The following is a 12617-nucleotide window of genomic DNA, read 5'->3' as shown; positions in this document are numbered from 1 at the left end:
GGCCCATGGACAGGATCTGGGTGAAGCCGCAGTAGAAGAAGATGCCTTCCAGCACGCAGTAGTAGGCGACCAGGTTGCGCAGCAGTTCCTTGTCGGTGTCGACGGTGCCGGTTTCGAACTTCGGATCGGAGATCGAGCGGGTGTATTTCAGGCCCCAGGCTGCTTTTTTGGCGACCGATGGAATCTCGTGGTACATGTTGAAGATCTCGCCTTCATCCATGGCCAACGATTCGATGCAGTACTGGTAGGCGTGGGTGTGGATCGCTTCTTCGAAGGCCTGGCGCAGGATGTACTGGCGGCACTCCGGGTTGGTGATCAGGCGGTACACGGCCAGGACCAGGTTATTCGCGACCAACGAATCCGCAGTGGAGAAGAAGCCGAGGTTGCGCATGACGATGCGGCGTTCGTCGTCGGTCAGGCCTTCGGGGTTTTTCCACAGGGCGATGTCGGCGGTCATGTTGACCTCCTGCGGCATCCAGTGGTTGGCGCAGCCGTCGAGGTACTTTTGCCAGGCCCAGTCGTACTTGAAGGGCACGAGTTGGTTGAGGTCGGCGCGGCAGTTGATCATGCGCTTTTCGTCAACGGCGACGCGGGCGGAGGCGCCTTCGAGTTCGGCAAGGCCTTCGGCGACGTCGAGTTTGTCCAGGGCAGCCTTGGCGCGCACGATGGCGGCGGAGTCACTGGCGGTGACGGCGCGGGCTTCGATGGCGGCAGCGGCGCCGGCACCGTCGAGGCGGTCCATGTTGGCTTCGGTGGCGTGGCCGGCGTTGGCGCCTTTGGTGGCTACTTCGCCGTCTTCTTCTTTGTCGAATTCGTCCCAGCTCAGCATGACGTGTCGTCTCCTGCGTGAGGGCTCAAAGGTGCCCGTGTGAAACCGGATGGTTGGGTGTTCACACGGCCCTCGGGCCGCGGTGGATCTTAAGGAATCGTTTGTTGCAACAGCTCGCGCAGGCAAATAAACGGAATTGGGTAACGGGTACTGCATGAGGCTTGAGGGGCGGAGCGGTGGATGCATACTCCAGCGCAGGCTCAAGGTCTGGCTCTTCGTCCCTGTGTAAAGGGATATTGCAGGCCCGATTTACCCGCGCATTATAGGGAAAAATTCGGCTTTGTGTTGCGGCGGATGGTCTCGGATCAGAGACAAAAAGGCGGCTATTTGAGCCAGAGTGAGGGTTTGCGGGGGGTTGATGGGGTAGGAAATTTTTGACGGGCGGTGGGCTATTTAGTGTGGGGAAGAGGGGAGGGCTTTTTGAGGGCGGGAAGGGAGGACCGGTTCTTTGCCGCAAGAACGATTTCTTGCGGCGAATAAGATCCGGGTCTGTTCCAACTAACGAAGTTGTTATCCGTTAGAGCAGCCATTACCCATGACATGGTAATTAAGGATATGGCGCTGACCCTGGGAATCCTCATATTCCATCTTTACCGGCACAACTTCGCAAACTTCCGGGATCGTGCTCATGGACAATACTTTGGCCACATCCAGCTTGGTGCTATAGGTGTAGTCCTCAACAATCGGGGCGTTCTGGCCGGCCAGCTCGGTCGGGGCCTCGTCGGCCAGGGCGGCGGTGGCGCACAAGCTGCTGAGGGCCATAACTACGAGAGCTTTCATTTCTTTACTTACCTTCTTCAGGGCGAAAGGGGTCACGGGGCCCTTGTGAGGCCACGTGTGTAACTTAGGATTGGTTAGTTCGGATTAACGTGCCTTCGTGGGGGCTGTTACGTTGTTAATCACTGTTGTGTTAATCACAATGCCTTGGTTGGCGGAAGTGATTCTAGGCCTGCGGGTTATATTCATATACCCGTGCTTTTGATAAAGACTATTGGCGGTTTTTGTAACAATCCCGTGGTAAAGGTTTTTTCACCCGCCCGCAAAGCCCCACAGGCTGCGGGCCAGAGCGGCAAACGGGGATAGCAGGGCATTTTGTAGGGTCTTGTTACTACCATCGTCGAATGGTTCTATAGGCCCACCCCGGATACAACTGGGTCATACAACAACAACTATGTCACCGAGGTAAGAAAGATGAGTGCGGCTTCCCTGTACCCCGTTCGCCCCGAAGTAGCAGCCAACACGCTGACCGACGAGGCAACCTACAAGGCCATGTACCAGCAGTCGGTGGTCAACCCCGATGGCTTCTGGCGCGAGCAAGCCAAGCGCCTTGACTGGGTCAAGCCTTTCACCGCGGTGAAGCAGACCTCTTTCGACGATCACCATGTCGACATCAAGTGGTTCGCCGATGGCACCCTGAACGTGTCCTACAACTGCCTGGACCGTCACCTCGCCGAGCGCGGCGACCAGGCGGCGATCATCTGGGAGGGCGATGACCCGGCCGAGAGCCGCACCATCACCTACCGCGAGTTGCACGAGGAAGTCTGCAAGTTCGCTAACGCCCTGCGTGGCCAGGATGTGCACCGCGGCGACGTGGTGACCATCTATATGCCGATGATCCCCGAAGCCGTGGTCGCCATGCTGGCGTGTACCCGCATCGGTGCGATCCATTCGGTGGTGTTCGGCGGTTTCTCGCCGGAGGCCCTGGCCGGTCGCATCATCGACTGTAAGTCGAAGGTGGTGATCACGGCCGATGAAGGCATTCGCGCCGGTAAGAAGATTCCGCTGAAGGCCAACGTCGACGACGCGCTGACCAACCCGGAAACCAGCAGCATCCAGAAGGTCATCGTGTGCAAGCGCACCAATGGCCAGATCAAGTGGAACCAGCATCGCGACATCTGGTACGAAGACCTGATGAAAGTGGCGGGCACCGTGTGTGCGCCAAAAGAGATGGGCGCCGAAGAAGCGCTGTTCATCCTCTACACCTCCGGTTCCACCGGCAAGCCTAAAGGCGTGCAGCACACCACCGGCGGCTACCTGTTGTATGCGGCCCTGACCCACGAGCGCGTATTCGACTACCGCCCGGGCGAAATCTACTGGTGCACCGCCGACGTCGGTTGGGTCACTGGCCACACCTATATTGTCTACGGCCCGCTGGCCAATGGCGCGACCACCTTGCTGTTCGAAGGCGTGCCGAACTACCCGGACATTACCCGGGTGGGCAAGATCGTCGACAAGCACAAGGTCAATATCCTCTACACCGCCCCGACCGCGATCCGCGCAATGATGGCGTCCGGCACCGCTGCCTGCGAAGGCGTCGATGGCAGCAGTCTGCGCCTGTTGGGTTCGGTGGGTGAGCCGATCAACCCGGAAGCGTGGGACTGGTACTACAAGAACGTCGGCCAATCCCGTTGCCCGATCGTCGACACCTGGTGGCAGACCGAAACCGGCGCCACCCTGATGAGCCCGCTGCCGGGCGCCCATGCACTCAAGCCGGGTTCTGCCGCACGGCCGTTCTTCGGTGTGGTGCCGGCGCTGGTGGACAACCTGGGCAACATCATCGAAGGCGCCGCCGAAGGCAACCTGGTGATTCTCGACTCGTGGCCAGGCCAGGCCCGTACCCTGTACGGCGACCATGACCGTTTTGTCGACACGTACTTCAAGACCTTCCGTGGCATGTACTTCACCGGTGACGGCGCCCGTCGCGATGAAGATGGCTACTGGTGGATCACCGGCCGTGTGGATGACGTGTTGAACGTATCCGGCCACCGCATGGGTACCGCCGAGATCGAAAGTGCCATGGTTGCCCACCCTAAAGTCGCCGAAGCGGCGGTGGTGGGTGTGCCGCACGACATCAAGGGCCAGGGCATCTATGTGTATGTGACCCTGAAGAATGGCGAAGAACCCAGCGAAGCCCTGCGCCTGGAGCTGAAGAACTGGGTGCGCAAGGAAATCGGGCCGATTGCCTCGCCGGACGTGATCCAGTGGGCACCGGGCTTGCCGAAGACGCGCTCGGGGAAAATCATGCGCCGCATCCTGCGCAAGATTGCCACGGCCGAGTACGACGGCTTGGGCGATATTTCCACCCTGGCGGACCCGGGTGTAGTGGCGCATTTGATTGAGACCCACAAGACCATGAACGTCGCGTAAGGCGGGCTGGTCAGACAAAGCCCCATTCGGTGTGAGCCGGGTGGGGCTTTTTTGTGAGTGCTTGAAATCGGAGGAGATCCAATGTGGGAGGGGGCAAGCCCCCTCCCACATTTGGATTGCATTCCAAGGTGGGTATGGAGGAGGAACTGACAGACCCGCATGACCACCAGTCAAATAAATATCGGTTTTTCGCGTAGGAGGTTTCTGAATGTTACCGAGTCGCGCAAATGTGTAACCGCCCGCCCAAACCTGAGGCAAAGGGCTACGCTTATGCCCCGAAAAACCGCGCTTTAGACACCCCGAGCCATAAGATTAAACGCCACACTTGCCGTGCTAGAAGGGTTTGCGAATAATAGGCCCGCAATTTGCAGCATCAACAGGTTTAATATCTTTTGTCTCTGCATAAAATTCAGAGGCTGTCAATGTGCTGGAACCGCTTTCTCAGTGCTTCTGTAAATTGTTGTCGCATTGAGGAAATATCGGCTTCCGGCCTGTCGTTAGAATGCCGATCACTCGCTCGTCGTCTCCACTGTTGAATTGGTGTAGGACGCAGCACCGCTATTCGGTTTCACTCAGTCGCATCGTGGGCCATGGCTCATACTGCTGTTTTGCCCTATACCGATGGAGTCCCAAGATGAAGAAACTCGTGCTGTTGGGCGCCCTGGCGCTGTCCGTGCTGTCCATGCAGGCTTTCGCTGAAGGCAAGCCTCTGAAAATTGGTATCGAAGCGGCTTACCCTCCGTTTGCCTCGAAGGCGCCGGATGGCAGCATCGTCGGTTTTGACTACGACATCGGCAACGCCCTGTGCGAAGAGATGAAGGTCAAGTGCACCTGGGTCGAGCAAGAGTTCGACGGCCTGATCCCGGCGCTCAAGGTGCGCAAGATCGACGCGATCCTGTCGTCCATGTCCATCACCGAAGACCGCAAGAAGTCCGTGGACTTCACCAACCGCTACTACCTGACCCCAGCACGCCTGGTATTGAAGGAAGGCACCGCCGTCAGCGACAGCCTGGATGAACTGAAGGGCAAGAAGATCGGCGTACAGCGCGGTTCGATCCACGACCGTTTCGCCAAGGAAGTCCTGGCACCTAAAGGCGCCACCGTTGTGCCTTACAGCTCGCAGAACGAAATCTACCTCGACGTGGAAGCCGGTCGCCTCGACGGCACCGTGGCTGACGCGACCTTGCTGCAGGAAGGTTTCCTCGATACGCCAGCCGGTAAAGGCTATGCGTTCACCGGCCCGGCCTTCACCGACGTCAAGTACTTCGGCGACGGCGTAGGCATCGCCGTACGCAAGGGCGACAAGGAAAACCTGGACCGCATCAACGCTGCCATCGCCGCGATCCGTGCCAACGGTAAATACAAAGAAATCGAGAAAAAGTACTTCAACTTCGATATTTACGGCCCAGAAGCCAAGTAAGTATTCGCAGCTGTCTGTCCGAAATGGCGCAAGCAACAGAATTCCTGCGGTTTGCGCCATTTTTTCATCCCCCTTTTCGAGGACCTGAATCATGTTGAAAGGCTACGGGGCCGTCATCCTCGATGGCGCATGGTTGACGCTTCAGCTCGCCTTGTCGTCCATGGCCTTGGCCATTGTTCTGGGTCTGATCGGGGTCGCGTTACGCCTGTCGCCGGTGCGCTGGTTGGCCTGGCTGGGTGACTTGTACTCCACGGTGATCCGCGGGATCCCCGACCTGGTGCTGATCCTGCTGATTTTCTACGGTGGTCAGGACCTGCTTAACCGCGTCGCGCCGATGCTCGGCTATGACGACTACATCGACTTGAACCCCTTGGCCGCCGGTATCGGCACCCTGGGTTTCATCTTTGGCGCCTACCTGTCGGAAACCTTCCGTGGTGCCTTCATGGCCATCCCCAAGGGTCAGGCCGAAGCCGGCCTGGCGTATGGCATGAGCAGCTTCCAGGTGTTTTTCCGGGTGATGGTGCCGCAGATGATCCGGCTGGCGATCCCTGGGTTTACCAACAACTGGCTGGTACTCACCAAGGCCACCGCGCTGATCTCGGTGGTGGGCCTGCAAGACATGATGTTCAAGGCCAAGCAGGCGGCTGATGCCACCCGCGAGCCTTTTACCTTCTTCCTCGCAGTGGCGGCGATGTACCTGGTGATCACCAGCGTGTCGTTGCTGGCCCTGCGTCATCTTGAGAAGCGCTACTCGGTAGGCGTAAGGGCGGCTGATCTATGATCTTCGACTACAACGTCATCTGGGAGGCCATGCCGCTGTACCTTGGCGGCCTGCTGACCACCCTGAAACTGCTCGCCATCTCGCTGTTCTTCGGCCTGCTCGCCGCCTTGCCCCTGGGCTTGATGCGTGTGTCCAAGCAACCGGTCGTCAACGGCGTGGCCTGGCTCTACACCTATGTGATCCGCGGCACGCCGATGCTGGTGCAGCTGTTTTTGATCTACTACGGCCTGGCGCAGTTCGAAGCGGTGCGCGAGAGCGTCCTGTGGCCGCTGCTGTCCAGCGCGACCTTCTGCGCGTGCCTGGCCTTTGCGATCAACACCAGCGCCTACACCGCCGAGATCATTGCCGGTAGCCTCAAGGCCACCCCCAATGGCGAGATCGAAGCGGCCAAGGCCATGGGCATGTCGCGCTACAAGCTGTACCGCCGCATCCTGCTGCCGTCGGCCCTGCGCCGCGCGCTGCCGCAGTACAGCAACGAAGTGATCATGATGCTGCAGACCACCAGTCTCGCGTCCATCGTCACCCTGATCGACATCACCGGTGCCGCGCGCACGGTGAACGCGCAGTTCTACCTGCCGTTCGAAGCCTACATCACCGCCGGCGTGTTCTACCTGTGCCTGACCTTTATCCTGGTGCGCCTGTTCAAATTGGCCGAGCGCCGCTGGCTGAGCTACCTGGCTCCACGGAAGCACTGATATGGAACGTATCGATCACCTGTTGCCCTGGGGCCACCTGGGCTGCGAGCGCCAGTTGAGCGTGTTCCGTTTCGGCACCGGCGAGCGCAAGGCCTATATCCAGGCCAGCCTGCACGCCGATGAATTGCCGGGCATGCGCGCCGCGTGGGAGCTGAAAAAACGCCTCGCCGAACTTGAAGCGCAAGGCGCCCTCAACGGCGTGATCGAGTTGGTGCCGGTGGCCAACCCGATGGGCCTGGGCCAGTTGCTGCAAGGCAGCCACCAGGGCCGTTTCGAAGTGGGCAGCGGCAAGAATTTCAACCGCGATTTCGTTGAGTTGAGCGAGCCGGTGGCCGAGTTGCTCACAGGCAAGCTGGGGGATGATGCTCACGCCAACGTGCGCATGATTCGCCAGGCGATGGCCGATGCGCTCAACGCATTGCCCGAGCCGAGCAGCCAGTTGCAAGGCATGCAGCGCATCCTGCTGAGCCATGCGTGCAGCGCCGATATCGTCCTCGACCTGCACTGCGACGCCGAAGCCGCATTGCACATGTACGCGCTGCCCCAGCACTGGCCGCAGTGGCGTTCGCTGTCGGCGCACTTGAATGTGAAAGTCGGTCTGCTCGCGGAAGACTCCGGTGGCAGCTCGTTCGATGAGGCCTGTTCGTTGCCGTGGCTGCGGTTGTCCCGCGCCTTCCCCGACGCACAGATCCCGCTGGCCTGCCTGGCGACAACCCTGGAATTGGGCGGTCAGGCGGACACCGGCCGTGACGAAGCGATCTTCCACGCCGAAGGCATCCTCGCGTTTCTCGCCGAGCAAGGCCTGATCAAGGGCGAATGGCCGGCGCCGCAACACGAACCGTGTGAAGGCGTGCCCTTCGAAGGCACAGAATTGCTGTTCGCGCCCCACGCCGGGGTGATCAGTTACCTGCGTAAAGCCGGGGACTGGATCGAGAAGGGCGAGCCGATTTTTGAAGTGATTGATCCCCTGGAAGACCGCGTGAGCGTTATCTGCGCGGGCACCTCGGGGGTGTTGTTTGCCGTTGAACGGCTACGTTATGCCCAAGCGGGTTTCTGGCTGGCCAAGGTGGCGGGGCGCGAAGCGCTGCGTCACGGGCGCTTGCTCAACGACTGACCACCTGTTTTTGTGAGAACCGACCGCATGTACAAACTTGAAGTCCAAGACCTGCATAAACGCTATGGCAGTCATGAAGTGCTCAAAGGCGTGTCCCTGGCCGCCGCGGCCGGTGATGTGATCAGCATCATCGGTTCCAGTGGCTCGGGCAAAAGTACCTTTTTGCGTTGCATCAACCTGCTGGAGCAACCCCACGCGGGCAAGATCCTGCTCAATAACGAAGAGCTGAAACTGGTGGCCAACAAGGACGGCGCCATGAAGGCCGCCGACCCTAAGCAACTGCAACGCATGCGCTCGCGCCTGTCGATGGTGTTCCAGCATTTCAACCTGTGGTCGCACATGACCGCGCTGGAAAACGTGATGGAAGCGCCGGTGCACGTGCTGGGCATGTCGAAAAAAGACGCCCGTGAAAAGGCCGAGCACTACCTGGCCAAGGTCGGTGTGGGCCATCGCAAGGATGCGTTCCCCGGCCATATGTCCGGTGGCGAGCAGCAGCGCGTGGCGATTGCCCGAGCCCTGGCGATGGAGCCGGAGGTGATGCTGTTCGACGAACCCACCTCGGCCCTCGACCCCGAGTTGGTGGGCGAAGTGCTCAAGGTCATGCAGGACCTGGCCCAGGAAGGCCGCACCATGGTGGTGGTGACCCACGAAATGGGCTTTGCCCGTGAAGTGTCGAACCAGCTGGTGTTCTTGCACAAAGGCATCGTCGAAGAGCGTGGCAACCCTCGGGAAGTGCTGGTCAACCCGCAGTCCGAGCGGTTGCAGCAGTTCCTGTCCGGCAGCTTGAAATAATCCCTTACTGCTGAAGTTGCTTTTATGTGGGGGGCAAGCCCCCTCCCACATGGGATCTACAGTGGAGTTCTACCGTTGGAACTTCATTGTTTTTGAGCTTTGTGTTGGTTTACGGGCTAGCATTGGCCCTTGTCTTCATTACCGTTCTTCGCTTCGGATAGCACTCCATGACCGCCCACAAAATTGGTTTCCTGATTTGGCCCAGCACAAAAGCACTCACGCTTGCGCTGGCTGAGGAGGCCTTGCGCGTTGCTCAGCGGGTGCATCCGGAGGTGGTCTACGAGCTGTCGTTTTTGCTCGCAGAGCCGGCCACCGAAGGCGCCTGGCAACTGCCGGGCGAGCCGTGGGCGGGCAAGCTGGAAGGCTTCCAGAAACTGTTCCTGCTGGCGGACGAGCCGCCTGCCGTGATCGCCTCGCAACTGAGCACCGCCCTCAAGCAGCTGGTGCGCGCCGGTTGTGTGATCGGCGGCTTGTCGGCCGGTGTGTACCCGCTGGCCCAGCTCGGCCTGCTCGACGGCTACCGCGCCGCCGTGCACTGGCGTTGGCAGGATGATTTTGCCGAGCGTTTCCCCAAGGTCATCGCCACCAGCCATCTGTTCGACTGGGACCGTGATCGCTTGACCGCCTGCGGCGGCATGTCGGTACTCGACCTGTTGCTGGCGGTGCTGGCCCGTGACCACGGTGCCGAACTGGCCGGTGCGGTGTCGGAAGAGCTGGTGGTGGAGCGCATCCGCGAAGGCGGCGAGCGCCAGCGCATCCCGCTGCAGAACCGCCTGGGCTCCAGCCATCCGAAGCTGACCCAGGCAGTGTTGCTGATGGAAGCCAATATCGAAGAGCCGCTGACCACCGACGAAATCGCCCAGCATGTGTGCGTGTCGCGACGACAACTGGAGCGGATCTTCAAGCAATACCTCAATCGCGTCCCCAGCCAGTACTACCTGGAACTGCGCCTGAACAAGGCCCGCCAGATGCTCATGCAAACCAGCAAGTCGATCATCCAGATCGGCCTGTCCTGCGGCTTCTCCTCGGGGCCGCACTTCTCCAGCGCCTACCGCAACTTCTTTGGCGCCACCCCTCGCGAAGACCGCAACCAGCGCCGCAGCAGCAGCCCGTTCGAACTCTCGTCGGTGCCGTCCGAGCGTGGTTGACGTGGGGTGAATACGATTGGCGCGGTGTGTCGCGTCCATCGCGCAACTTCCCTGCATACTGCCGAAAACCCCTGCATCCGTTTAAACTGCGCCATTGCGACGCTATTTGTCGCATTGGCGTAAACCCGCGTAAAACGGGGGTTGGCGCTATAAGAAGTTGTCGCTTGGCGGCAAGGCCGCGCTGAAAACTGTCCTTACAATCCCTGCATCGCCCGCCAGTTCCAGGCAGGCGTTCCTCTTCAGGAGACTCCGATGTCCGTTGAGCAAGCCCCGGTGCAACGTGCCGATTTCGACCAGGTCATGGTTCCCAACTACGCACCTGCCGCATTCATCCCCGTGCGTGGCGCAGGTTCCCGTGTGTGGGACCAGGCGGGTCGCGAGCTGATCGACTTTGCCGGCGGCATCGCGGTCAACGTGTTGGGCCACGCCCACCCGGCGCTGGTCGGTGCACTGACCGAACAGGCCAACAAGCTGTGGCACGTCTCCAACGTCTTCACCAACGAGCCGGCCCTGCGCTTGGCCCATAAGCTGATCGACGCCACGTTTGCCGAGCGCGTGTTCTTCTGCAACTCCGGTGCCGAAGCCAACGAGGCCGCATTCAAGCTGGCCCGTCGCGTGGCGTTCGACCGTTTCGGCAGCGAGAAGTACGAGATCATTGCCGCGCTGAACAGCTTCCACGGCCGTACCCTGTTCACCGTCAATGTCGGTGGCCAGTCGAAGTACTCCGACGGTTTCGGGCCTAAAATTACCGGCATCACCCACGTCCCTTATAACGACCTGGAAGCGCTGAAAGCCGCCGTGTCGGACAAGACCTGCGCCGTGGTGCTGGAGCCGATCCAGGGCGAAGGCGGCGTACTGCCGGCCGAGCTGGCTTACCTGCAAGGTGCCCGCGAACTGTGCGACGCCAACAATGCGCTGCTGGTGTTCGACGAAGTGCAGACCGGCATGGGCCGCAGCGGCCATCTGTTTGCCTACCAGCACTACGGCGTGGTGCCCGACATCCTCACCAGCGCCAAGAGCCTGGGCGGCGGTTTCCCGATTGCGGCGATGCTCACCCGTGAAGACCTGGCCAAGCACCTGGTGGTCGGTACCCACGGCACCACCTACGGCGGCAACCCGCTGGCGTGCGCAGTGGCCGAAGCGGTCATCGACGTGATCAACACCCCTGAGGTGCTGGCCGGCGTCAACGCCAAGCACGACCTGTTCAAGGCGCGCCTGGAGCAGATCGGCAAGCAGTACGGCATCTTCACCGAAGTACGTGGCATGGGCCTGCTGATCGGTTGCGTACTGAGCGATGCGTTCAAAGGCAAGGCCAAGGACGTGTTCAACGCGGCCGAGAAAGAAAACCTGATGATCCTGCAAGCCGGCCCTGACGTGGTGCGTTTTGCGCCGAGCCTGGTGGTGGAAGACGCGGACATCAACGAAGGCCTGGATCGCTTCGAGCGTGCGGTAAAAACGCTGACCCAAGCCTGATACATATCTGTCTGTCGGACCGGATCAAATGTGGGAGGGGGCTTGCTCCCGATGGCAGTTTGTCAGTTGATACATCCGGTGACTGATACACCGCTATCGGGGGCAAGCCCCCTCCCACATTAGGACCTGTGTTGTTCCTGACCTGTCCGGTATTTTTTCTTATGAGTTTTCGAGTTAAGGAGTGACACCATGCTGGTGATGCGCCCCGCGCAAATGGCTGATCTGGGCGAGGTACAGCGTCTGGCTGCGGATAGCCCGATTGGTGTCACCTCCTTGCCGGATGATGTGGAACGCCTGAGCGACAAGATCGCCGCCAGCGAAGCGTCCTTCGCGGCCGAGGTGAGTTTCAACGGTGAAGAAAGCTATTTCTTCGTGCTCGAAGACACCGAGACCGGCAAGCTCGCCGGCTGCTCGGCCATCGTCGCCTCGGCCGGTTACTCGGAGCCGTTCTACAGTTTTCGTAACGAGACCTTCGTGCACGCCTCCCGCGAGCTGAAGATCCACAACAAGATCCACGTGCTTTCCCAGTGCCACGACCTCACCGGCAACAGCCTGCTCACCAGTTTCTACGTGGTGCCGGAGCTGGTCGGTTCGCCGTGGTCGGAACTCAATTCCCGCGGCCGCCTGTTGTTCGTCGCCAGCCACCCCGAGCGCTTTGCCGACTCGGTGGTGACCGAGATTGTCGGCTACAGCGACGAGAACGGTGATTCGCCGTTCTGGGATGCCATCGGCCGCAACTTCTTCGACCTCAACTACGCCGCCGCCGAGCGCCTGTGCGGGCTGAAAAGCCGTACGTTCCTCGCCGAGCTGATGCCGCATTACCCGATCTACGTGCCGCTGCTGCCGGACGAAGCCCAGGAAGCCATGGGCCAGGTGCACCCGCGTGCCCAGATCACCTTCGACATCCTGATGCGCGAAGGCTTCGAGACTGACCACTACATCGACATCTTCGACGGCGGCCCGACGCTGCACGCACGGGTCTCGGGCATTCGCTCGATTGCCCAGAGCCGCGTGGTGCCGGTGAAGATCGGCGAGATGGCCAAGGGTGTCGGCCGCCAGTACCTGGTGAGCAACGCGCAGTTGCAGGATTACCGCGCGGTCATGCTGGAGCTGGACTACGCGCCGGGCAAACCGGTGACCCTGGACCTGGCAGCCGCCGAAGCCCTGGGCGTTGGTGAAGGCGCGAGTGTGCGCCTGGTAGCGGTATAAACAGAGTGT

The 12617-nt window shown here is 60.5% G+C and carries 11 protein-coding genes; 9 read left to right on the top strand and 2 right to left on the bottom strand.

Annotated features, from left to right (window positions below):
* Positions 1-829: ribonucleotide-diphosphate reductase subunit beta (locus tag B9N88_RS30560; RefSeq protein ID WP_085205435.1), on the bottom strand; the 829-nt coding region annotated here is incomplete at its 3' end.
* A gap of 510 nt (positions 830-1339) precedes the next feature.
* Entirely contained in the window at positions 1340-1609 is a 270-nt protein-coding gene (locus B9N88_RS30555; protein WP_027607759.1) for a DUF2790 domain-containing protein, read from the bottom strand.
* 411 nt (positions 1610-2020) lie between these two features.
* On the opposite strand from B9N88_RS30555, the gene acs reads away from it, so the two are divergent.
* The 9 genes from acs to aruF all read left to right on the top strand — a co-directional run bounded on the left by acs (position 2021) and on the right by aruF (position 12608).
* Entirely contained in the window at positions 2021-3976 is a 1956-nt protein-coding gene (gene acs, locus B9N88_RS30550; RefSeq protein WP_027607760.1) for an acetate--CoA ligase, read from the top strand.
* 634 nt (positions 3977-4610) lie between these two features.
* On the top strand, positions 4611-5396 hold the full coding sequence (locus tag B9N88_RS30545) for an ABC transporter substrate-binding protein (protein ID WP_027607761.1): 786 nt from the start codon (positions 4611-4613) through the stop codon (positions 5394-5396).
* A gap of 91 nt (positions 5397-5487) precedes the next feature.
* Positions 5488-6177: an ABC transporter permease gene (locus B9N88_RS30540; RefSeq protein WP_010208305.1), complete on the top strand. Its 690-nt coding sequence runs from the start codon at positions 5488-5490 to the stop codon at positions 6175-6177.
* Entirely contained in the window at positions 6174-6872 is a 699-nt protein-coding gene (locus B9N88_RS30535) for an ABC transporter permease (RefSeq protein ID WP_027607762.1), read from the top strand. The genes B9N88_RS30540 and B9N88_RS30535 overlap by 4 nt, the downstream gene beginning before the upstream one ends.
* 1 nt (position 6873) lies before the next feature.
* The gene (locus tag B9N88_RS30530; protein WP_027607763.1) at positions 6874-7986 is read left to right on the top strand and encodes a succinylglutamate desuccinylase/aspartoacylase family protein; all 1113 of its coding nucleotides are present in this window, start codon (positions 6874-6876) and stop codon (positions 7984-7986) included.
* Between the two features lie 27 nt (positions 7987-8013).
* The gene (locus B9N88_RS30525; RefSeq protein ID WP_003214336.1) at positions 8014-8778 is read left to right on the top strand and encodes an ABC transporter ATP-binding protein; all 765 of its coding nucleotides are present in this window, start codon (positions 8014-8016) and stop codon (positions 8776-8778) included.
* 167 nt (positions 8779-8945) lie between these two features.
* Positions 8946-9926: a transcriptional regulator ArgR gene (gene argR / locus B9N88_RS30520; RefSeq protein WP_027607764.1), complete on the top strand. Its 981-nt coding sequence runs from the start codon at positions 8946-8948 to the stop codon at positions 9924-9926.
* Between the two features lie 252 nt (positions 9927-10178).
* The gene (locus B9N88_RS30515) at positions 10179-11399 is read left to right on the top strand and encodes an aspartate aminotransferase family protein (RefSeq protein WP_027607765.1); all 1221 of its coding nucleotides are present in this window, start codon (positions 10179-10181) and stop codon (positions 11397-11399) included.
* 189 nt (positions 11400-11588) lie between these two features.
* Complete coding sequence (gene aruF, locus B9N88_RS30510) at positions 11589-12608, top strand: arginine/ornithine succinyltransferase subunit alpha (RefSeq protein ID WP_027607766.1); 1020 nt, start codon at positions 11589-11591, stop codon at positions 12606-12608.
* The last annotated feature ends 9 nt before the right edge of the window (positions 12609-12617 follow it).

Origin of the sequence: Pseudomonas sp. LAMO17WK12:I1 (assembly GCF_900177315.1) — a bacterium.
Lineage (GTDB): Bacteria > Pseudomonadota > Gammaproteobacteria > Pseudomonadales > Pseudomonadaceae > Aquipseudomonas > Aquipseudomonas marginalis.
Note: the sequence above shows the minus strand (reverse complement) of the source record. Positions and strands in the feature narration are given on the sequence as shown.